Annotated in this window: 19 protein-coding genes; 2 read left to right on the top strand and 17 right to left on the bottom strand. The window is 73.8% G+C overall.

Annotation, left to right across the window (positions count from 1 at the left end; translation table 11 throughout):
- Positions 1-296: 296 nt before the first annotated feature.
- The 10 genes from tyrS to argC are packed head-to-tail and all read right to left on the bottom strand — an operon-like array spanning position 297 to position 10,769.
- Positions 297-1,580 (bottom strand): tyrosine--tRNA ligase, encoded by a 1,284-nt coding sequence (gene tyrS / locus ND486_RS22465; RefSeq protein ID WP_285899073.1) that lies wholly within the window; start codon positions 1,578-1,580, stop codon positions 297-299.
- Between the two features lie 37 nt (positions 1,581-1,617).
- On the bottom strand, positions 1,618-2,271 hold the full coding sequence (locus tag ND486_RS22460) for a DNA-3-methyladenine glycosylase (RefSeq protein WP_251786456.1): 654 nt from the start codon (positions 2,269-2,271) through the stop codon (positions 1,618-1,620).
- Between the two features lie 14 nt (positions 2,272-2,285).
- Positions 2,286-3,509, bottom strand: a complete 1,224-nt coding sequence (locus ND486_RS22455) for an aminotransferase class I/II-fold pyridoxal phosphate-dependent enzyme (RefSeq protein ID WP_251786455.1) — start codon at positions 3,507-3,509, stop codon at positions 2,286-2,288.
- A complete protein-coding gene (argH, locus tag ND486_RS22450) occupies positions 3,506-4,951 on the bottom strand; it encodes an argininosuccinate lyase (RefSeq protein WP_251786454.1) in 1,446 nt (481 codons plus the stop codon). The genes ND486_RS22455 and argH overlap by 4 nt, the downstream gene beginning before the upstream one ends.
- Complete coding sequence (locus tag ND486_RS22445) at positions 4,948-5,505, bottom strand: arginine repressor (protein ID WP_251786453.1); 558 nt, start codon at positions 5,503-5,505, stop codon at positions 4,948-4,950. The genes argH and ND486_RS22445 overlap by 4 nt, the downstream gene beginning before the upstream one ends.
- A complete protein-coding gene (argF, locus tag ND486_RS22440) occupies positions 5,498-6,421 on the bottom strand; it encodes an ornithine carbamoyltransferase (protein WP_251786452.1) in 924 nt (307 codons plus the stop codon). Before argF ends, ND486_RS22445 begins: the two co-directional genes overlap by 8 nt.
- Entirely contained in the window at positions 6,421-7,614 is a 1,194-nt protein-coding gene (locus ND486_RS22435) for an acetylornithine transaminase (RefSeq protein ID WP_251786451.1), read from the bottom strand. The genes argF and ND486_RS22435 overlap by 1 nt, the downstream gene beginning before the upstream one ends.
- Entirely contained in the window at positions 7,611-8,531 is a 921-nt protein-coding gene (argB, locus tag ND486_RS22430) for an acetylglutamate kinase (protein WP_062404726.1), read from the bottom strand. Before argB ends, ND486_RS22435 begins: the two co-directional genes overlap by 4 nt.
- Before the next feature lie 34 nt (positions 8,532-8,565).
- A complete protein-coding gene (gene argJ / locus ND486_RS22425) occupies positions 8,566-9,738 on the bottom strand; it encodes a bifunctional glutamate N-acetyltransferase/amino-acid acetyltransferase ArgJ (RefSeq protein ID WP_251786450.1) in 1,173 nt (390 codons plus the stop codon).
- Positions 9,735-10,769 (bottom strand): N-acetyl-gamma-glutamyl-phosphate reductase, encoded by a 1,035-nt coding sequence (argC, locus tag ND486_RS22420; RefSeq protein ID WP_251786477.1) that lies wholly within the window; start codon positions 10,767-10,769, stop codon positions 9,735-9,737. Before argC ends, argJ begins: the two co-directional genes overlap by 4 nt.
- A 166-nt stretch (positions 10,770-10,935) precedes the next feature.
- Between argC and ND486_RS22415 the strand changes: the two genes are divergently transcribed.
- Positions 10,936-11,766: a hypothetical protein gene (locus ND486_RS22415; RefSeq protein ID WP_251786449.1), complete on the top strand. Its 831-nt coding sequence runs from the start codon at positions 10,936-10,938 to the stop codon at positions 11,764-11,766.
- 39 nt (positions 11,767-11,805) lie between these two features.
- Here ND486_RS22415 and pheT read toward each other — a convergent pair whose 3' ends face one another.
- The 7 genes from pheT to uvrA all read right to left on the bottom strand — a co-directional run bounded on the left by pheT (position 11,806) and on the right by uvrA (position 20,943).
- Positions 11,806-14,313 (bottom strand): phenylalanine--tRNA ligase subunit beta, encoded by a 2,508-nt coding sequence (gene pheT, locus ND486_RS22410; RefSeq protein WP_251786448.1) that lies wholly within the window; start codon positions 14,311-14,313, stop codon positions 11,806-11,808.
- A gap of 38 nt (positions 14,314-14,351) precedes the next feature.
- Positions 14,352-15,407, bottom strand: a complete 1,056-nt coding sequence (pheS, locus tag ND486_RS22405) for a phenylalanine--tRNA ligase subunit alpha (RefSeq protein ID WP_251786447.1) — start codon at positions 15,405-15,407, stop codon at positions 14,352-14,354.
- A gap of 37 nt (positions 15,408-15,444) precedes the next feature.
- Positions 15,445-16,311 (bottom strand): RNA methyltransferase, encoded by an 867-nt coding sequence (locus ND486_RS22400; RefSeq protein WP_062404719.1) that lies wholly within the window; start codon positions 16,309-16,311, stop codon positions 15,445-15,447.
- Positions 16,312-16,327: 16 nt separating this feature from the next.
- Complete coding sequence (rplT, locus tag ND486_RS22395) at positions 16,328-16,711, bottom strand: 50S ribosomal protein L20 (protein ID WP_020623392.1); 384 nt, start codon at positions 16,709-16,711, stop codon at positions 16,328-16,330.
- A 77-nt stretch (positions 16,712-16,788) separates the two neighbouring features.
- Positions 16,789-16,983, bottom strand: coding sequence for a 50S ribosomal protein L35 (gene rpmI / locus ND486_RS22390; RefSeq protein WP_020623393.1), 195 nt, complete (start codon positions 16,981-16,983; stop codon positions 16,789-16,791).
- A gap of 100 nt (positions 16,984-17,083) precedes the next feature.
- Positions 17,084-17,710 carry a translation initiation factor IF-3 gene (gene infC / locus ND486_RS22385; RefSeq protein WP_073576959.1) on the bottom strand — a complete coding sequence of 209 codons (627 nt, stop codon included), beginning with the start codon at positions 17,708-17,710 and terminating at the stop codon, positions 17,084-17,086.
- 230 nt (positions 17,711-17,940) lie between these two features.
- Positions 17,941-20,943 carry an excinuclease ABC subunit UvrA gene (gene uvrA / locus ND486_RS22380; RefSeq protein ID WP_073577119.1) on the bottom strand — a complete coding sequence of 1,001 codons (3,003 nt, stop codon included), beginning with the start codon at positions 20,941-20,943 and terminating at the stop codon, positions 17,941-17,943.
- A 369-nt stretch (positions 20,944-21,312) separates the two neighbouring features.
- Here uvrA and ND486_RS22375 point away from each other — a divergent pair, with 369 nt between their 5' ends.
- Positions 21,313-21,987, top strand: a complete 675-nt coding sequence (locus ND486_RS22375; protein WP_251786445.1) for an MBL fold metallo-hydrolase — start codon at positions 21,313-21,315, stop codon at positions 21,985-21,987.
- Position 21,988 lies beyond the last annotated feature (1 nt).

The raw sequence follows: 21,988 nt of genomic DNA, 5'->3' as shown, positions 1-21,988 counted from the left end.
TCGAGGACCGGGCCTGATGGCCGTCACCCCGGGGCGTCAGAGTTGGCCCCGCTAGGAGGCAACTCTCTTATGCTACGTGTACCGGAGAGCAGCGTCAAGCCTTACTCCGGGCGGCCGGATCTCCACCGAGGTGGAGTTCGTGGGCCGTCGCCTCCGGGCCGGATCAGCGTCCCTGGCCTCTCGGCCGGTCTCGCTCTCGTCCGTCCCGTCCTGGCGACAACGAGAAAGTTACAGGACGGCCCGGAGGCGATTCACAGGGGGGTACCTGTTCAGCGTTCCCGCAGGTCAGCGGCCGATCACGCCGATCCGACCCGCACACCGGCCAGGTTGCGCTTCCCCCGCCGCACCACCAGCCAGCCGCCGTCGAGGACGTCCCCGGCACCCGGGACCCACTCCTCGTCGACGACCTTGACGTTGTTGACGTACGCCCCGCCCTCCTTCACGGCGCGGCGCGCGGCTCCCTTGCTGTCGGTCAGACCGGTGGCGACGAGCAGGTCGACGATCGTGTCGCCCGGGCCGGCGTCGGCCGTCGGCACCTCGGCGAGCGCAGCACCGAGGGTGGCCGCGTCCAGGTCGGTGAGCTCCGCGCGGCCGAACAGGGCCTGGCTCGCCGTCGTCACCTGCTTCGTCTGCTCCTCGCCGTGCACCAGCGTCGTCAGCTCGGCGGCGAGACGTCGTTGCGCGCCACGCAGATGCGGCTTCTCGGCGAGCTCTGTCTCCAGTGCCTCGATCTCGGCGCGGTCGAGGAAGGTGAACAGCTTGAGGTAGGTGATCGCGTCGGCGTCGGCGACGTTCACGAAGTACTGGTACCAGGCGTACGGCGAGGTGCGCTCCGGGTCGAGCCAGACGTTGCCGCCCCCGGTGGACTTGCCGAACTTGCGACCCTCGGAGTCGGTGACCAGCTGCAGCGTCAGCGCGTGGACGTGGTCGCCGGTCACCCGGCGGACGAGGTCGACACCGCCGACGATGTTGCCCCACTGGTCGGAGCCGCCGATCTGTAGCCGCACCCCCAGCTCGCGGTACAGGTGCAGGTAGTCCTGGGCCTGGAGCAGCAGGTAGCTGAACTCGGTGTAGGACATCCCGTCGCCGGCGAGGCGGCGCTTCACCGTGTCCCGCGAGATCATCGTGCTGACCGGGAAGTGCTTGCCGAGATCGCGCAGGAACTCCAGCACCGTCTGCTGCCCGGTCCAGTCCAGGTTGTTGACGGCGACGGCGCCGGTCGGCCCGTCGTCGAAGGACACGAACCGCTCCAGCTGGCCCCGGATGAGCACCGTCCAGTCGGCGACGGTCGAGGCGTCGTTGAGCGTCCGCTCCCCCACGTCGCGCGGGTCCCCGATCATCCCGGTCGCCCCGCCCGCGAGGATGACCGGACGGTGCCCGGCCTCCTGGAAGCGACGCAGGGTCAGCATCGGGATCAGGTGCCCGGCGTGCAGGCTCGACGCGGTCGGGTCGAAGCCCGCATAGATCGACACCGGGTCGTCGGCGGCGAGCTCCTTCGCGAGCGCGTCGCGGTCGGTGCTCTGCGCGATCAGGCCGCGCCACTCCAGGTCGTCGAGGATGTCGGTACCCACGGTGCCCATCTTGGTCGGGCCGCCGCGGCCCGTGCACGCGGGTGCCTCAGGCGCTGCGACGACGGCGCGTCCCGGCCCGGTACGGACTGACCGCCGGTGAGCCGTCGACCCAGTGGCGCCACGGCAGCTCGGCCGCCGCTGCGACGCCCACCCGGGGGCCGGTCCGGACGAGCTCCGGGGCGACCGGGGCCCCGGCGCGCAGCCGCACCCGGGAGGCAGGGTCGGTGACGTCGGCCCCGTCATCCTCACGGCGCAGCCCGAGGAGCGCGGCGAGGCGCGCGGGCCCGCGGGCCAGGTCCGCATCGCGACGGGCGGTGGGCCGGCGCTCCCGGGCCACCCCCGGGTCGGTGAGCAGCTCCCCGGCGCGCAGCAGCACCGCGCCCGGCTCGCCGTCGGACAGGCACGAGACGTTCGCGCAGAAGTGCATGCCGTAGACGAAGTAGACGTACAGGTGCCCGGGTGGGCCGAACATCACCGCGTTGCGCGGGGTCCGGCCGCGGTAGCAGTGCGACGCGGGGTCGTCGCGGCCCCGGTAGGCCTCCACCTCGACGAGGCGCACCGCGACCGTGCCGTCGGGGGTGTCGGCCTCGAGGACGCAGCCGAGCAGGCGTCGTGCGGCGGGCAGGACGTCGACGGCCAGGGCGGACCGGTCCAGCAGACCGGCGGGGCCCGGCCGGTCGTCCCGGCCGGGCCCCGCCATGTGGTCGTCCACCGTCAGCGGCGCGCGAGCGCCAGCTGCACGCAGGTCACGACACCGGCCATGGCCTTCTCGACCTCGTCGAGCGGGGGCAGGGTCGGGGCGAGGCGGATGGTCGCGTCCTGCGGGTCCTTGCCGTAGGGGTGCGTCGCACCGGCCGGGGTCAGGACGACGCCCGCCTCCTTCGCCAGCCGCACGACCTCCGAGGCGAGGCCGTCCGGGACGGTCAGGCTCACGAAGTAGCCGCCCCGGGGCTTGGTCCAGGACACGCCCTCGACGTCGGAGAACGCCTCGGTCAGCAGCCGGTCGACCGCGGCGAACTTCGGCGCGATCAGCTCGCGGTGGGCGGCCATGTGCGCCCGCAGCCCGGCGGCGTCCTTGAGGAACAGCGCGTGCCGCAGGTGGTTGACCTTGTCCGGGCCGATCGTCTTCTTCGACGCCAGCTTCAGCCACCAGTCGACGTTCGCCGGCGAGGCACCGAAGAACGCGACGCCCGCACCGGCGAGGGTGATCTTGGAGGTGGACCCGAAGACGAACGGGCGGTCCGCGTTGCCCGCGTCGGCGGCCAGGGTGAGGACGTCGGCGATCTCGACCTCCTCGGTGGTCAGGTGGTGCACCGCGTAGGCGTTGTCCCACATGATCCGGAAGTCCGGCGCGGCGGTCGGCATGGTGGCCAGCCGGCGCACGACCTCGTCGGAGTAGACGACCCCGTCGGGGTTCGAGTACTTCGGCACGCACCAGATGCCCTTGATCGACGGGTCCTCGGCGACGAGCCGCTCGACCTCGTCCATGTCGGGGCCGTCCGCGGTCATCGGGACGGTGACCAGGTCGATCCCGAGCCGCTCGCACACGCCGTAGTGGCGGTCGTAGCCGGGGACCGGGGCGATGAACGCGACCCGGCCGGCGTCGACCCAGCGGGTCGGGGCGCCGGGCAGCGCGGTCAGCAACGCGTGCACGAGCGTGTCGTGCATCAGCTCCAGGCTGGAGTTGTTCGATGCCACCAGCTGCCCGACCGGGACCTGCAGCGACGGCGCGAAGATCTCCCGCAGCTCGGGCAGACCCTGGCCGCCGCCGTAGTTGCGGGTGTCGGTGCCGTCGGCCGCGCGGAACTGTCCCGCACCCGGCAGACCGAGCAGCTCGTGGGACAGGTCCAGCTGCTGCGCGGACGGCTTGCCCCGCGTCAGGTCGAGCTGCAGGCCGGCGGCCTTGAGCTCCTCGTAGGCTGCGGCAGGGTCGGTCATGCGGTTCCTCCGGTGAACTCTCGCGCTGCTGCGACCGCGGTACGCAGGTCGGTGAGCTGCTCGGCGACCCGGTCGCCGGCCGTCCCACCGCGCGCGTTCCGCGACGCGATGGAGCCTTCCACGGTCAGTACGTCGCGGACACTCGGGTCGAGTGCCGGGTGCACGGCGGCCAGCTCGGCGTCGGTCAGGTCCTCCAGCCCGACGCCGCGGGCCTCGGCGGCGCGGACGCAGCCGCCCGCGGCCTCGTGCGCCACGCGGAACGGGACGCCCTGCCGGACGAGCCACTCGGCGACGTCGGTGGCGAGGGTGAACCCGGCCGGGGCCAGCTCGGCGAGCCGCCCGGTGTGGAAGGTCAGGGTGGCCACCATCCCGGCGACCGCGGGGAGCAGGAGCTCCAGCTGCGCGACGGAGTCGAACAGCGGCTCCTTGTCCTCCTGGAGGTCCCGGTTGTAGGCCAGCGGGAGCCCCTTGAGGGTGGTCATGAGCCCGGCGAGGTTGCCGACGAGCCGGCCGGACTTGCCGCGGGCCAGCTCGGCGACGTCGGGGTTCTTCTTCTGCGGCATGATCGAGCTGCCGGTGGAGAACGCGTCGTCGAGGGTGACGTAGCCGAACTCGGCCGTCGCCCAGAGGATGATCTCCTCCGACAGCCGCGACAGGTCGACGCCGATCATCGCGAGGACGAACGCGGCCTCGGCGGCGAAGTCCCGCGAGGCGGTCCCGTCGATCGAGTTGGCCGAGGACCCGGTGAAGCCGAGCTCGGCGGCGACGGCCTCCGGGTCGAGCCCGAGCGAGGACCCGGCGAGCGCGCCGGAGCCGTAGGGCGACCAGGCGCTGCGCCGGTCCCAGTCGGCGAGCCGGTCGACGTCGCGCAGCAGGGCCTGGGCGTGCGCGGCCAGCTGGTGGCCGAGCAGCACCGGCTGGGCGTGCTGCAGGTGGGTGCGGCCGGGCATCGGCGTGCCGGGGTGGGCCTGCGCCTGGGCGACGAGGGCGTCGACGACGTCGAGCACACCGGAGCCGACCCGTCGCGTGGCGTCGCGCAGCCACATCCGGAACTGGGTGGCGACCTGGTCGTTGCGCGAGCGACCGGCCCGCAGCTTGCCGCCCAGGTCGGCACCGGCCCGCTCGATGAGGCCGCGCTCCAGCGCGGTGTGCACGTCCTCGTCGCCCGGGTCGGGGCCGAACGCCCCGGAGGCGACGTCGGCGGCGAGCTCGTCGAGCGCCTTGTGCATCCCCGACAGCTCCTCGTCGGTCAGCAGACCGGCGCGGTGCAGGACCCGGGCGTGCGCCTTCGAGCCGCGGATGTCGTAGGGGGCCAGTGCCCAGTCGAAGTGGGTGGACTTCGACAGCGCCGCGAGCGCGTCGGCCGGACCGGACGCGAACCGGCCACCCCACAGCGCTCCGCCACCGGCGACCGCGCCCTGTCGGGCGTCCGCGTCGGTCATGTCGGGTCTCCTTCTCGTTCGTCGTGCGTCCCGGCGGCCGCGTGGGCCCTCCGGGGCAGGTCCTGCAGCCGTTCGGCCAGCTCCGCCCCGGTGAGGGGCTCGCGGGCGACGACGATGACCGTGTCGTCGCCGGCGATGGTGCCGACGACGTCGTGCAGTGCGGCCCGGTCGAGTGCGCTCGCGAGGTAGTGCGCCGCGCCCGGCGGGGTCCGCAGGACCGCCAGGTTCCCACTCGCGTCGGCGGACACGAGCAGCTCCCCCAGCAACCGGGCGACCCGCCCGGTGCCGCCCTCGACCCCGCGCACGGGGCTGCCGTCCTCGGGGATGCGGTAGACCGGCTGCCCGCCGTCCGCGCCGCGGAGCTTCACCGCGCCCAGTTCGTCCAGGTCTCGCGAGAGCGTGGCCTGGGTCGTCTCGATGCCGTGCCGCTCGTGGAGCAACCCCATGATCTCCACCTGGCTGCTCAGCTCGTAGTTCCAGACCACGTCGAGGACGGCCGCCTGCCGGCTGGCCCGGCTCACCGGGTTCCTGCGGTCGCGGTCCGCCTCACCCATGCCGCAGGAGCCAGGTGAGCAGCGCCTTCTGCGCGTGCAACCGGTTCTCGGCCTCGTCCCAGACGGCGCTGGCGGGGCCGTCGAGGACCTCGTCGGTGATCTCGTCGCCCCGGTGGGCGGGCAGGCAGTGCAGCACGATCGCGTCCGGTGCGGCGCGCTCCAGCAGGGCGGCGTTCACCTGGTAGGGCCGGAACGGCGCCACCCGGTCCAGCCCGTCGTCCTCCTGGCCCATCGAGGTCCAGGTGTCGGTGACGACGACCTGGGCGCCGTCGACGGCGGCGACCGGGTCCGCGACGAGCGTGACCGATCCCCCGGTCTGCTCGGCCCGGGTCTTCGCATCGCGCAGCACGTCGTCGTCGGGGGTGAACCCGGCGGGTGCGGCGATCCGGACGTGCAGCCCGGCGGTGGCCCCGCCGAGCAGCAGCGAGTGGGCGATGTTGTTCGCGCCGTCGCCGAGGTAGGTCAGGGTGAGCCCGGCGAGGCGGCCGAACCGCTCCCGCACGGTCTGCAGGTCCGCCAGGATCTGGCACGGGTGGAACAGGTCGGTGAGCGCGTTGACGACCGGCACGGTCGCCGCGCCGGCCATCTCCCGGATCCGCTCCTGGCCGCTGGTGCGCCACACGATCGCGTCGACGTAGCGCGACAGCACCCGGGAGGTGTCGGAGATCGTCTCGCCGCGCCCCAGCTGGCTGGTGGTGCCGTCGAGGATGATCGCGGTGCCGCCGAGCTGAGTGATCCCGGCCTCGAACGACACCCGGGTGCGGGTGGAGGACTTGTCGAACACGACCCCCACGGCGCGCGGCCCGGCGAGCGGGCGCTCGGCGAACGGGTCGGCCTTGAGCCGGTCGGCGAGGTCGAGGACCTCGGCCTGCTCGGCCGGGGTCAGGTCGTCGTCGCGGAGCAGGTGGCGGACCATCAGTTCCCCTGCCCCTCGTGCTGGGCGGCGGCCGCGTCGAGGACGGCGGGCAGCGCCGTCAGGAACTCCTCGGCCTCGTCGTCGGTCAGGGTCAGGGCCGGGGCCAGCCGCAGCCGGTCCGGGGTGGCGTTGTTCACCAGGATCCCGGCGTCGCGCGCGGCCGCGGCGGCCTGGGCGGCGACCGGCGCGGTGAGGCCGACGCCGATGTGCAGACCGGCGCCGGAGACGTCGCCGACCAGGGGGTGGCCGAGACCCTCGATCCGGCTGCGGATCTCCTTGCCGAGCCGGTCGACGTGGGCGAGCAGCCCCTCGGCGGCGACCGTGTCGAGGACGGCGAGCGCCGCGGCGCACGACACCGGGTTGCCGCCGAAGGTGGTGCCGTGCTGGCCGGGCTCGAGCAGGGCTGCGGCGTCGCCGAACCCGACGCAGGCCCCGATCGGGAGACCGCCGCCGAGGCCCTTGGCCAGGGTGATCACGTCGGGGACGATGCCGTGCGCCTGGTGGGCGAACCAGTACCCGGTACGGCCGATGCCGGTCTGCACCTCGTCGAGGACCAGCAGTGCGCCGCGCTCGGCGGTGATCCGACGGGCCTGCGCCAGGTACCCCTCGGGCGGCACGATCACCCCGGCCTCGCCGAGGATCGGCTCCAGGAACACCGCGGCGGTCCGTTCGGTGACGGCGGCGTCGAGTGCGGCGGCGTCACCGAACGGGATGTGGGTCACCCCGGCGGGCATCGGCTCGAACGGGGCCCGCTTGGCGGGCTGCCCGGTCAGCGCGAGCGCACCCATCGTGCGGCCGTGGAACGCGCCCTCGCAGGCGACGATCTCCGGCCGGCCGGTCCGGCGGGCGATCTTGAAGGCGGCCTCGTTGGCCTCGGTGCCGGAGTTGCAGAGCAGGGTCCGGGCGTCGTCGCGGCCGAGCAGTGCCTGCAGCCGCTCGGCGAGCTGCAGCGCGGGCTCGGTGATGAAGAAGTTCGAGGTGTGGCCCAGGGTGCGGACCTGCTCGGACACCGCCTCGACGACGGCCGGGTGCGCGTGTCCGAGCGCGTTGACCGCGATCCCGGAGTAGAGGTCCAGGTACGCGCGACCCTCGGCGTCCCAGACGCGGGCGCCCTCGCCGCGGACCAGGGTCAGCGGCGGGGTGCCGTAGTTGTTCATCAGTGCGGCCTGCCACCGCTGCGCGTGCGTGGTCATGTCGTTCCCCCAGCTGTGGCGTCCGGCAGCACCATGGTGCCGACGCCTTCGTGCGTGAACACCTCGAGCAGGACCGAGTGCGGCACCCGCCCGTCGATCACGTGGGCCTGTCCGACGCCCGACCGCACGGCGCGCAGGCAGGCCTCCATCTTCGGGGCCATGCCGCTCTCCAGGCGGGGCAGCATCGGCTCGAGCTGGTCCGCGGTCAGCGAGGTGATGATCGACTCCGGGTCGGGGTAGTTCGCGTAGAGCCCCTCGACGTCGGTGAGCACCACGAGCTTCGCGGCGTCCAGCGCGCCGGCGAGCGCCGCGGCGGCGCTGTCGGCGTTGATGTTGTGGACCTGCCCGTCGGCGTCCGGCGCGATCCCGGCGACGACCGGGATGCGACCCGCCGCGATGATGTCCAGCACCGCGTCCGGGTTGACCTTCGTGACGTCACCGACCAGGCCGATGTCGACGGGCTCGCCCCCGACCAGCGCGGTGCGCTTCTCGGCCGTGAACAGGCCCGCGTCCTCCCCGGACAGGCCGACGGCGAGCGGCCCGTGGGCGTTGATCAGCCCGACCAGCTCGCGCCCGACCTGGCCGAACAGCACCATCCGGACGATCTCCATCGTCTCCGGGGTGGTGACGCGCAGGCCGCCGCGGAACTCGCCGGGCATGCCGAGCCGCTTCAGCATCGCCGAGATCTGCGGCCCGCCGCCGTGCACGACGACCGGGTGGATGCCCGCGAGCCGCAGGAACACCATGTCCCGGGCGAAGGCCTGCTTCAGCTCGTCGTCGATCATGGCGTTGCCGCCGTACTTGACGACGACGATCCGGCCGTGGAAGCGCTGCAGCCAGGGCAGCGCCTCGGCGAGCACACCGGCCTTCTCCCCCGCCCGCTTCAGCCGCGCCGGGGTCTCCGGGGACGGCGCGATCTGCGGCTGCGGCAGCGCGTCCGGGGCGACCGGCTCAGGAGGAGTAGGCACTGTTCTCCTCCACGTAGGCGTGCGACAGGTCGGTGGTCCGGATCTCGGCGGTGTGCCCGTCGGCCCCACCGGACAGGCCCAGCTCGACCTCGATCAGCACGTCCTTCCCGGACAGGTCGCAGTCGGCCCGGTCCCCGGCGACGACGGCGCCCTTGCACAGCAGCACGCCGTTGATCGTGACGTCGAGGCGCTCGGGGTCGATCTCGGCGTCGGCGTACCCGGCGGAGGCCGCGACCCGGCCCCAGTTCGGGTCGGACCCGAACATCGCGGTCTTGACCAGGGAGTCGCGGGCGATCGTGCGGGCGACGGTGACCGCGTCGTCCTCGGAGGCGGCGCCGGTGACCCGCACGGTGATCCGCTTGGTGACGCCCTCGGCGTCGGCCTGCATCTGCTCGGCGAGGTCGCGGCACACGCGGGTGAGCGCGGCGGTGAACACCGCCTGGTCGGCCTCGACGCCGGACGCGCCGGAGGCCAGCACCAGCACGGTGTCGTTGGTGGACATCGAGCCGTCGACGTCGAGCCGGTCGAAGCTGTAGCGGACCGCCTCGCGCAGCGCGGCGTCGAGCGTCGCCCGGTCGAGGACGGCGTCGGTGGTGAGCACGCTGAGCATGGTCGCCATCGACGGGGAGATCATCCCGGCGCCCTTGGTGGTGCCCCCGACGGTCCAGCCCGCCGGGTCGGTCACCGCGGACTCCTTCGGGACGGTGTCGGTCGTCATGATCGCGGCGGCGACGGCGGACCCGGCCTCGGGCCCGGACGCCAGCTCCGCGGCGGCCGACCGGACCCCGGCCAGCACGGTCTCCCGCGGGAGCTGCTCACCGATCAGGCCGGTGGAGCACACGGCGACGTCGATCGCGCCGCAGCCGACCACCTCGGCGACCTGCTCCGCGGTGGCGTGCGCGACCTGGAAGCCCTCGGCGCCGGTGCAGGCGTTCGCCCCGCCGGAGTTGAGGACGACCGCGCGCAGCGAGCCGGTGGTCAGCACCTGCTGGGACCAGAGGACGGGGGCGGCCTTGACCTTGTTGCGGGTGAAGACCCCGGCGGCCTCGGCGCGCGGGCCGTCGTTGACGACGAGCGCCAGGTCGGCCCTCCCGGACTTCTTGATCCCGGCGGCGATCCCGGCGGCCCGGAAGCCCTGGGCTGCGGTCACGCTCACGGCGCCACTCCCGTCGTCGGCAGGCCGGTGGTCTCGGGCAGACCGAGGGCCAGGTTCATGCACTGGACGGCGCCGCCCGCGGTGCCCTTGGTGAGGTTGTCGATCGCGGAGACGACGACCAGCCGGGCGGCGTCGACGTCGACGGTGACCTGCAGCGCGACCATGTTGGAGCCGAGGGTCTGCGCTGTGGTGGGCCACTGCCCCTCGGGCAGCAGCCGCACGAACGGCTCGTCGGCGTAGGCCTTCTCGTAGACCGCCCGGACCGCCTCGGCGTCGGTCGCCGGGTCGGCCAGCGGGGCGGAGCAGGAGGCGAGGATGCCGCGCGGCAGCGGCGCGAGCACCGGGGTGAAGCTCACCGACACGGGAGAACCGAGCGCGGTGGACAGGTTCTGCGCGATCTCCGGGGTGTGCCGGTGCACGCCGCCGACGCCGTACGCCGACAGCGACCCCATGACCTCCGCGCCCAGCAGGTGCGGCTTGGGCGACTTGCCCGCGCCGGAGGTGCCGGTGACCGCGGTGATCACGACCTCGGGGGCGACCAGGCCGGCGACCAGGGCCGGGACCAGCGCGAGGCTGGTGCCCGTCGGGTAGCAGCCCGGCACCGCGACCCGACGGGTGCCGGTCAGCGCGGCCCGGGCGCCGGGCAGCTCGGGCAGCCCGTAGGGCCAGTGCCCGGCGTGCTCGCCGCCGTACCAGCGGTCCCAGGCGGCCGGGTCGGTGAGGCGGTGGTCCGCCCCGCAGTCCACGACGAGCGTGTCCGGCCCCAGCTGGGCCGCCAGCTCGGCGGACCTGCCGTGCGGGAGTGCGAGGAACACCGCGTCGTGTCCGGCGAGGTTCTCCGCCGTGCTCTCGCCCAGGACGCGGTCCGCGAGCGGGGTCAGGTGCGGCTGGTGCTCGCCCAGACGCGTCCCCGCGTTGCCGCCGGCCGTGAGGGCGCCGATCTCCACATCGGGATGTGCGAGCAGCAGCCGGAGGAGCTCTCCCCCGGCGTAGCCACTGGCTCCCGCCACTGCGATGCGTACCACGTGGATGAGTATGCACGCCACCGGAAAGCCATGCAATCGGGATTCACGATCGCGACCGGCCGGTGCGGAACCGGCCCGGCGGCCGCGTGCGACGCCTAGTTTCCCGCGGGTGCGGCGACGGGTGACACGCGGGGTGGGACCGGGCGCGGGAGCGCCCGCACGGGGACGGTCGGTGGCGCGCACGGCGGCCGTCGCGGCGGTGCTCGCGGGGCTGCTCGGCGGCTGCGCGTCGACCGTGTCCGGGACGCCGTGGCCGACGGGGCAGGGACCCGCGCTGCCGCCGTCCGGGGCGGCGCCGGTGGAGCCCACGCGACGGCCGCCGACGTCGTTCACGGTGCCGGGGCCGCTGTCGAGCGGGCCGCTCGCCGCCCCGACCACCGACGGCCGTCCGACGGCGACGGTCCCGCCCGTCCCGGTGCCGCCCCCGTCCGGGGTCCCGTCCGGTCCGCCCGACGGCGGGGCCGGTGTGGCGCGCACGGTGCCGCCGGTGCCGGTCGGGGACGGCGCGTCCCGTGTCCCGGACGGCCGGGTCCGGCCCTCCCCGGGTACGGCGCGCGCCACGGCCCGGCCCGCCTCTCCGGCCGCTCCGGCCCCGCTGACCTCGGACGTGGTGGCCGACGAGTGCCTGCTCGACCGGGCGGCGCTGACCGGCCTGCTGGGCGGGCCGCCGGTCGCGCCGGCGACGAACGCCGTCGTCACCCGCACCGACGGGACCCGCACCCGGGCCTGCTTCGCGCTCGCCGACGGCGTGACGGTGTCGGTCAACGTGTACACGACGAACCGGGGCACGCCGGCCGGCTACGTCGCCGGCGCCCGGCACGGCAGCGCGGTGACCGGGCTCCCGGCGGGGACCTCCGCGACGGTGCTCGACACCGTCGCCGGGCCGACCCTGCAGCTGGCCACCGCCCGGTACCTGGTGACGGTGGCGGTCGCGGGGCGGACACCGTCCCGCGACCGGTGGCGGGCCGCCGCGGTCGCCGCCGTCGCGGCGGCCCCGCGCTGAGCCGGCCGTGGCCCGGCGCGGGCCCGCCGCGGACCGGGGTCAGCGCAGCGCGGCTCCGTGCCGGGCAGTGGCCTCGGCGACCGCCGCGTCCCGCGCGGCGTTCGCCTCCTCACTGGTCAGCGTGCGGTCCGCGGCGCGCAGGCGCAGCGAAAACGCCAGCGAGCGGCGGCCCTGTCCGACCTGGTCGCCGGTGTAGACGTCGAACAGCCGCACCGACTCCAGCAGCTCCCCCGCGCCCGCGGTGAGCGCGTCGGCGAGGTCTGCGGCCGGGACCGTCTCGTCGGCGACCAGCGCGACGTCCACGGCGACCGGCGGGAACGCCGACACCCGCGGCACGGGCAGGTTCTCCCGCAGCGGGACCGCGTCGAGGTCGATCTCGGCCGCGGCGGTGCGGGCCGGCAGCCCCAGCGCCTCGACGACCTTGGGGTGCAGCTCGCCGGCGTACCCGACGACGGTGTCGGTGCCCACGACGACGAGCTCCGCGCACCGGCCCGGGTGCCACGGCGCCCGCTCGGCGCGACGCGGCCGCAGCTCCACCCCGGCGGCGGCACCGGTCAGCCGGGCCGCCTCGACGGCGTCGGACCAGGCGGCGGGACGGCCCCGGCCCCACCAGCCGCGCGGCTCGCGGTTCCCGGCGAGGACGACCCCGACGTGGACGGGCTGGTCGGGCAGCGCGGCGCGCAGGGCGGCGTACTCGGCGTCGGACGGACGGCCGGTCACGGCCGGGTCGGGCATCGCGGGGGTGCTCTCCCCCGGCTGCACGACCTGCGCGATCGCGTACAGCGCGAGGTCCTCGGCGCCGCGGGAACGGTTGCGCACCAGCATGTCCAGCAGACCGGGGAGCAGGGTCGTCGTGAGCCGGGACCGCTCGGCGTCGAGCGGGTTGGTGACGGCCACGGTGCGGCGGCGCTCGTCGTCGGCGGGCAGGCCCAGGTCGTCCCAGACGGCGTCGGAGACGAACGGGAACGGCAGCACCTCGACGTGGCCGGCCTCGGCCAGGGCGCGCGACACCGCGCGGCGGCGCCGCTGGGCGGCGGTCAGGCCACGGCCGGCCGGGGCGGTGGGCAGCACGGAGGGGATGGCGTCGTAGCCCTCCAGGCGCAGCACCTCCTCCACGAGGTCGGCGGCCATGGTGAGATCCGGGCGCCAGGTCGGCGGGGTCGCGACGACGACGCCCTCGCCGCCGGCACCGGTGTCCAGCGAGACGGCGCAGCCGACCTGGGTCAGGCGGCGCACGGTGGCCCCGCGCGGGTAGTCGACGCCGGCGACACGGTCGGGCATCGACAGCGGCATCCGCACGCTCGCGACGGCGGGGACCCCGCCGGCGTCGGTGCGGCCGTCGGCGAGGGTCCCGCCGCCGAGCTCGACGAGCAGCTGCGCGGCGCGCTCGGCCGCGACCGGCGGCAGCGCCGGATCCACCACCCGCTCGAACCGCTTGGACGCCTCGCTGGGCAGCTTGTGCCGGCGCGCGGCGCGCGCGATCACCGGTGGGGAGAAGTGCGCGGCCTCCAGCAGCACGTCGACCCGGGCGCCGTCGGCGAGGTCCTCCGGCGCGGGGATCTCGGTGGACGCGCCGCCCATGACGCCGGCGAGCCCGATCGGGCCGGAGTCGTCGGTGATGAGCAGGTCGTCGGTGTCCAGGGCGCGGGTGTGGCCGTCGAGGGTCTGCAGCTTCTCCCCCGTCGTCGCGCGGCGGACCTCGATGGCGCCGGTCAGGCGGGTGGCGTCGTAGGCGTGCAGCGGCTGGCCGAGGTCGAGCATCACGAAGTTGGTGACGTCGACGATCAGCGAGATCGGCCGCATCCCGGCCGAGAGCAGCGCGCGCTGCATCCACCAGGGGCTGGGCGCGGCCGGGTCGACGCCGTCCACCCGGCGGGCGACGAACCGCGGGCAGGCATCGGTGTCGGCGAGCCGCACCGGCCACGCGTCGCCGGTGGTGTCCGGGACGGTGACCCGGGTGACCGGGTCGGTGTAGTCGGCGTCGAGCGAGGTCGCGAGCTCGCGGGCGAGACCGCGGACGGCGAAGCAGTAGCCCCGGTCCGGCGTGACGGCCAGCTCGACGACGGGCTCGGACAGGCCGAGGACGTCGAGGGCGTCGTCGCCGGGCTCGGCGGTGCCGGGCGGCAGCACGAGGATGCCGCCGCTCTCGGCGCCGAGGCCGAGCTCCTTCGCCGAGGCGATCATGCCGTCGGAGACCTTGCCGTAGGTCGTGCGCTGGGCGATCGCGAAGTCACCGGGCAGCACCGCACCCGGCTCGGTGACGACGACGAGGTCGCCGACCGCGAAGTTGCGGGCGCCGCACACCACGTAGCGGTGGCGCTGGCCCTCGAAGCCCACCCGGCAGTACCGGATCGGCTTCTTGAACCCGGTGAGCTCCTCGATCTCCTCCACCCGGGCGACCGTGACCGGCCCGGTGACCGCGGGGGCCGGGTGGATCTCCTCGACCTCCAGCCCGACGCGGACGAAGGCGTCGCCGATCGCCTCGGGACCGGCGGGCAGCGCCGCCGGGTCGATGTGCCGGGCGAGCCAGGACGCGGACACTCGCACTGCTCAGAACTCCTCGTGTGGAAGCGGGGTGGGCCGGGTCAGACGCCGAACGCGGTCGAGAAGCGCACGTCGCCCTCGACCATGTCCCGCATGTCCGGGATGCCGTTGCGGAACATCAGGGTCCGCTCGATGCCCATGCCGAACGCGAAACCGGAGTAGACGTCGGTGTCGACGCCGCAGGCGCGCAGGACGTTGGGGTTGACCATGCCGCAACCGCCCCACTCGACCCAGCCGGGGCCGCCCTTCTTCTGCGGGAACCACAGGTCCACCTCGGCCGACGGCTCGGTGAACGGGAAGTACGACGGCCGCATCCGGGTGCCGGCCTCCGGGCCGAACACCGCGCGGGCGAACGCGTCGAGCGTCCCCTTGAGGTGGGCCAGGGTCAGCCCGCGGTCGACGGCGAGGCCCTCGACCTGGTGGAACACCGGGGTGTGGGTGGCGTCGAGCTCGTCGGTGCGGAAGGTCCGGCCGGGGCAGGCCACGTAGACCGGCAGCTCGCGCTCCAGCAGCGACCGGACCTGCACCGGCGAGGTGTGCGTGCGCAGCACCGTGCCCGAGTCCTGCCCGCGCTCGGGGTCACCCAGGTAGAAGGTGTCCTGCATGGTGCGGGCGGGGTGGTCCTTGCCGAAGTTGAGCGCGTCGAAGTTCAGCCACGACGCCTCGACCTCGGGACCCTCCGCGACCTCCCAGCCCATCCCGACGAAGATGTCGGCGATCCGCTCGGACAGCTGTGTGATGGGGTGGCGCGCGCCGCGCGGGCGACGGTCCCAGGGCAGCGTGACGTCGACGGCCTCCTCGGCCAGCACCCGGGCGTCGCGCTCGACGAGCAGGACCTCGCGGCGCGCGTCGAACGCGGCCTGGGCCTCCACGCGGGCGGCGTTGACCCGCTTGCCGGCGTCGGCGCGCTCGGGGCCGGGCAGCTGCCCGAGCGACCGGCGGGCCATCGGGATCGGGGCGCGGTCGCCGAGGTGCGCGGGCTTCGCCGCGGCCAGCGCGTCGAGGTCGCCCGCCTCGTCGAACGCCGTGCGGGCGGCCTCCACCGCGGCCTTCAGTGCATCCGGGTCGAGAGGGCTCGCCGTGTCGTTCTCACTCATGGTGCCCACGATCGTAGAGGGCGGCCGCGAGGCGGTTTCAGTCGCGCGCCGGGGACAGCTGCGGGGCGACGCCCGCGCGGGCCCCGACCGTCGCGTACAGGCAGATCGCCGCGGCGGTGGCGAGGTTCAGCGACTCGGCGCGGCCGTGGATCGGGACGCGGACGCGGTGGTCGGCGGCGGCGTGCACCTCGGCCGACGGGCCGTGCGCCTCGCTGCCGAGGATCCAGGCGACGGGACCGGCGAGGGTCGGGGTGACGGCGGGGTCGTGCAGGTCGACCTCGCCGTGGCCGTCGGCGACGAGCGTGGTCAGCCCGGCCGCGCGGCACATCTCGACGACGGCGGGCGCGTCCCGGTCGCGGGCCAGCGGCAGGTGGAACACGCTGCCGGTGGAGGCCCGGACGGCCTTGCCGTTGTGCGGGTCGACGGTGTCCCCCGCCAGGAGGACCGCGTCGCAGCCCGCCGCGTCGGCGACCCTGATCACGGTGCCGACGTTGCCGGGGTCGGAGATGCCGTCGCAGACCGTGACGAATCCGGGGACCCCGGCCAGCGCGGTGGCGACCGGGACGTCGAGCAGGTCGCAGACGGCGACGATCCCCTGCGGGGTGACCGTCTCGGACAGACCCGCGGCGGCCTTGTCCGTCACCGGGGACACGCGGGCGCCGGAGCGCTCCGCGGCCTCGACCAGCTCGGGGTGGCGCTCGGCGGCGACGGCGGTGACGAACAGCTCGTGCACCGTCACGGCGGCGAGGGCCTCGCGGACGGCCTGGGCGCCCTCCACGAGGAAACGCCCGGCCCGATCGCGCCCCGCGCGCCGCAGCAGCTTGCGTGCTGCGGCAACGCGCGGAGTGCGTTCGGTACCGGGCGTGGAGTCCGCGGAGCGCTCGCCGGCGCCGCGCGACTCGATGTCGCCTCGGGTCACCTCAGGCCGCGGAGCCCTGCTCGGTGCCGACCGGCAGGTTCTCCTTCGCCACCGCGACGAGCGCGGCGAAGGCGGCCGGGTCGCTGACGGCGATCTCGGCGAGGTTCTTGCGGTCGACCTCGACACCGGCGGCCTTCAGGCCCTGGATGAACCGGTTGTAGGTCATGTCGTTGGCGCGGGCCGCGGCGTTGATACGAGTGATCCACAGCTGCCGGAAGTCGCCCTTGCGCGCACGACGGTCCCGGTAGGCGTAGTTCATCGAGTGGAGCATCTGCTCCTTGGCCTTGCGGTACAGCCGCGAGCGCTGCCCGCGGTAGCCGGCGGCCGACTCCAGCGTGGTGCGGCGCTTCTTCTGGGCGTTCACGGAGCGCTTCACGCGTGCCATGGGGTATCTCCTGGGGCTTCTCCGGCGCTACCGCGATGGGGGTACGGCGTGCCGGGGTTCGTGAAAGGGGCGGAAGGTCAGTGACCGAGCAGCTTCTTGACGCGCTTCACATCGGCCTTGGCGAGCTCGACGGTGCCCGACAGGTCGCGCTTCTCCTTGCGCGACTTGACCTCGAGACGGTGCCGCAGCCCGGCCTGCTGGCGCATGAGCTTGCCGCCACCGGTGATGCGGACGCGCTTCGCGGTCCCCTTGTGCGTCTTGTTCTTCGGCATGACGTATCCGTTCGATGTCGGCCCCCGAGGTTCCGGGGGTCGGTGCGGGTACTGCGTGTCCCTCCCGTGCCCGGCTGCGGCCGGGCACGGGAGCGGGACCTCACGCCTCGGCGTCTGCCGGGGCGTCGGAGCTGGCTGCCGCCGTCGTCTTGCGCGACGCCGGCTTCTTGGTCGGTGCCAGCACCATCGTCATGTTGCGGCCGTCCTGTTTCGGAGCGGCCTCGACGACGGCCATGTCACCGATGTCCTCGGCCAGGCGCTGGAGCAGGCGGTAGCCCAGCTCGGGACGCGACTGCTCGCGACCACGGAACATGATCGTGACCTTGACCTTGTTGCCGCCTTCGAGGAAGCGGATGACGTGACCGCGCTTCGTCTCGTAGTCGTGCTTGTCGATCTTCGGCCGGAGCTTCTGCTCCTTGATCACGGTGAGCTGCTGGTTGCGCCGGGACTCCCGGGCCTTCTGCGCGCTCTCGTACTTGAACTTTCCGTAGTCCATGAGCTTGCAGACCGGCGGGCGGGCCTGGCCGGCGACCTCGACGAGGTCGAGGTCGGCGTCCTGGGCCAGCTTGAGGGCGTCCTCGATGCGCACGATCCCGACCTGCTCGCCGTTCGGGCCCACGAGGCGGACCTCGGGCACGCGGATGCGGTCGTTGATGCGGGGCTCTGTGCTGATGGGGTCTCCTGTGTGACTCGCTGTGTCGCTACTACCTGCTGCCGGCGACGACAAGCGAAGACCCGTTGATCGGCCCGCGACAGAATGCTGCCGCGAAGCCGGACCATGGACCCGGACACCGTTACGATCACGGCGCGGGTGGGAGCGGGGCTCCACTTGACGCCCGGAACACACGTGTCAACGCGATCCCGGGTGGTCGCATTCCCGAGGGTAACAGGCCGCCGGTGAGCCGGGAACGCGGGGTCCGGGCCGGGACCTGCGCGGACTCCGGGCCGGGGCCGGGCTCAGCCCGCGCTGGCGGCCTTGGCCCGGCTGCGCCGTGCGGTCGCCGGCCGCCCCGCGCCCGCGGTGCCGTTGCCGTTCGACGACGAGGTCCGCCGCCGGACCGGCTTGACCGGTGTGTCGTCCGGGGTGACCAGGTCGCGCAGGAACCGGCCGGTGTGGCTGTCGGGGTGTGCCGCGATCTGCTCCGGTGTCCCCTGGGCCACCACGGTCCCGCCGCCCGAGCCGCCCTCCGGGCCCATGTCGATGACCCAGTCCGAGGTCTTGATGACGTCGAGGTTGTGCTCGATCACGATCACGGTGTTGCCCTTGTCCGCCAGCCCCTGGATGACGGCGAGGAGCTTGCGGATGTCCTCGAAGTGCAGACCGGTGGTCGGCTCGTCGAGGATGTAGACGGTGCGGCCGTTGCTGCGCTTCTGCAGCTCGCTGGCGAGCTTGACGCGCTGGGCCTCACCGCCGGACAGCGTCGGCGCGGGCTGCCCGAGCCGGACGTAGCCGAGGCCGACGTCGACCAGGGTCCGCAGGTAGCGGGCGATCGAGGTGATCGGCTCGAAGAACTCGGCGGCCTCCTCGATCGGCATGTCGAGGACGTCCGCGACGGTCTTGCCCTTGTAGTGGACCTCGAGGGTCTCCCGGTTGTACCGGGCTCCCTTGCAGACCTCGCACGGAACGTAGACGTCCGGCAGGAAGTTCATCTCGATCTTGATCGTGCCGTCGCCGGTGCACGCCTCGCAGCGGCCGCCCTTGACGTTGAAGGAGAAGCGGCCCTCGGCGTAGCCGCGGACCTTCGCCTCCGTGGTCGCGGCGAACAGCTTGCGGACCTTGTCCCACACGCCGGTGTAGGTCGCCGGGTTGGACCGCGGGGTCCGCCCGATCGGCGACTGGTCGACCCGGACGAGCTTGTCGAGCTCGTCGATGCCGTTGATCCGGGTGTGCCGGCCCGGCACCTGGCGGGCGCCGTTGAGCCGGTTCGCCAGCACCGTGGCGAGGATGTCGTTGATCAGCGTCGACTTGCCGGACCCGGACACCCCGGTGATCGACACCAGGCCGCCGAGCGGCACGTCGACGTCGATGCCGCGCAGGTTGTGCTCGCGGGCGCCGACGATGGTCAGCCTGCGGTCGTGGTCGAGCTCGCGGCGCTCGGGCAGCGGGATCGACTTGCGCCCGGACAGGTAGGCACCGGTCAGCGAGGTGTCGTGCGACTCCAGGTCGGCGATGGTGCCGGAGTGCACGACGCGCCCGCCGTGCTCACCGGCGCCGGGGCCGATGTCGACCGCCCAGTCCGAGGCGCGGATGGTGTCCTCGTCGTGCTCGACGACGATCAGGGTGTTGCCCAGCTCCTTGAGCCGGGTCAGCGTGTCGATCAGCCGCCGGTTGTCGCGCTGGTGCAGCCCGATCGACGGCTCGTCGAGCACGTAGAGGACCCCGACCAGGCCGGAGCCGATCTGGGTGGCCAGCCGGATGCGCTGCGCCTCGCCGCCGGACAGCGTGCCCGCGGCGCGGTCCAGCGACAGGTAGTCCAGCCCGACGTCGAGCAGGAAGCCCAGCCGGGCCTGCACCTCCTTGAGCACCGCGCCGGCGATCATGGCCTGCCGGTCGTCGAGGACCATGCCGTTCAGGAACTGCGAGCACTCGGCGACCGACATGTTCGACACCTGCGCGATCGACCGCTCCCCCAGGTCGCGGTGCGGCAGGGTCACCGACAGCACCTCGGGGCGCAGCCGGGCGCCGTTGCAGGCGGGGCAGGGGATGTCGCGCATGTAGCCCTCGTAGCGCTCCCGCTGCGACTCGGACTCGGTCTGCTCCAGGCGGCGCTCGAGGAACGGCATGACGCCTTCGAAGTTCGCGTAGTACGAGCGCTCGCGGCCGTAGCGGTTGCGGTAGCGCACGTGGACCTGGTCGTCGCTGCCGTGCAGGACCGCCTTCTGGGCGGCGGCGGGCAGCTTGCGCCAGGGGGTGTCCATCCGGAACCCGACCGCGGCGGCCAGGCCGGACAGCAGCCTGCCGAAGTACTCCGCGTTGTGCCCGGACGACCAGGGCGCGATCGCGCCGTCGCCGAGGGACAGGTCCGGGTCGGGGACGACCAGCTCGGGGTCGACCTCCTTCTTGATGCCGATGCCGGAGCAGGCCGGGCAGGCGCCGTAGGGCGAGTTGAAGGAGAACGTGCGGGGCTCGAGGTCGTCGACGGCGAGGGTGTGCCCGTTCGGGCAGGCCATCTTCTCGGAGAAGCGGCGCTCGCGCTGCGGGTCGTCGTCGGGCAGGTCCACGAAGTCCAGCACGACCAGGCCGTCGGCCAGCCGCAGCGCGGTCTCCACCGAGTCGGTGAGGCGCTGCTTGGCGGTCGCCTTCACCGAGAGCCGGTCGACGACGACGGAGATGTCGTGCTTCTCCTGCTTCTTCAGCTTCGGGGGGTCCGAGAGCGGGTGGACCGTGCCGTCGACGAGGACGCGGGAGTAGCCCTGGGCCTGCAGGTTCCCGAACAGGTCGACGAACTCGCCCTTGCGGGTGCGCACGACCGGCGCGAGCACCTGGAAGCGGCTGCCCTGCTCCATCTCCAGGACCTGGTCGACGATCTGCTGCGGGGTCTGCTTCTCGATCCGCTCGCCGCAGGTCGGGCAGTGCGGGATGCCGGCGCGGGCGTAGAGCAGCCGCAGGTAGTCGTGGATCTCGGTGATCGTGCCGACCGTCGACCGCGGGTTGCGGTTGGTCGACTTCTGGTCGATCGAGACCGCCGGGGACAGTCCCTCGATGAAGTCGACGTCGGGCTTGTCCATCTGCCCGAGGAACTGGCGCGCGTAGGCCGAGAGGGACTCGACGTAGCGCCGCTGACCCTCGGCGAAGATCGTGTCGAACGCCAGGCTGGACTTGCCGGACCCGGACAGCCCGGTGAAGACGATCATGCTGTCGCGGGGCAGGTCGATGTCGATGCCCTGCAGGTTGTGCTCGCGCGCGCCACGCACGACCAGCTTCGGCCCGTCCGGGACCGGCGACGCGCCCGGGGACAGGGCGGTGCCGGCGTCGCGGCGGTCGGTGCTGTGGTCGCTCACGTTTCGCGCCTCCTGGGGTGGCGGTGCCGTCCGGGTGATACCCCGTCGTAGCGCCCGCAGGGCTGGGGGACATTCCGCGACCGGGCACCTGTGGCCGGTGAGGTTCGTCCCCACGTCCGCCGCCGATGCTAGGTCGACCCACCGACAGCGAGCCCGTCGAGCCGGCTCCGCAGGCGGTCCGGCGCGGTGGATGCACACCGGGACGCGCCGGTCGGTCCGCAGCGCACGGTACTCGCACGTCCGTTCGATCCGTCAGCGGCCCCGTGGGTGCGACCGGCGGGTTCTCCCCACCGCGGGATGTCGGTGCGGGCCGCTACCCTCCCGCTCGTGGACGTCCTGGAGAACTACACCGGTCACACCGACCCGGGCGGCGCGGCCATCCGCCGCGACCTCGAGCGCCTGAGCATCAGCAAGGTCTCGGTCGGCGAGATGGACAACAACGCCTACCTGCTCGTGTGCAAGCAGAGCAACGAGGCGCTGCTGATCGACGCGGCGGCCGAGCCGACCCGCATCGCCGACCTCGTCGGCGCCGCCGACGAGCGCCCGGACCTGCGCCACCTGGTCACCACCCACCGCCACGCCGACCACTGGCAGGCGCTCGGCGCGATCGCGGGCATGTTCGAGCCGCGGCTGATCGCCCACCCGCAGGACGCCCCGGAGCTGCCGGCCCCGATGGACGAGTTCGTCGAGCACGGCGACACGATCACCTTCGGCGAGATCGAGCTTGAGGTCATCCACCTGCGCGGGCACACGCCGGGCTCGCTGGCGCTGCTCTACCGCGGGGAGGACCGGCCGCACCTGTTCACCGGGGACAGCCTGTTCCCGGGCGGGCCGGGGAAGACCTGGTCGGCGGAGGACAACGCACAGCTCATCGGCGACCTCGAGGAGCGGGTGTTCGACCGGCTCGACGACGACACCTGGTTCTACCCGGGCCACGGTGACGACTCGACGCTCGGAGCCGAGCGGCCGAGCATCCCGGAGTGGCGCTCGCGGGGCTGGTGAC

Origin of the sequence: Pseudonocardia sp. DR1-2, assembly GCF_023717215.1 — a bacterium.
Taxonomy (GTDB): domain Bacteria; phylum Actinomycetota; class Actinomycetes; order Mycobacteriales; family Pseudonocardiaceae; genus Pseudonocardia; species Pseudonocardia alni.
Note: the sequence above shows the minus strand (reverse complement) of the source record. Positions and strands in the feature narration are given on the sequence as shown.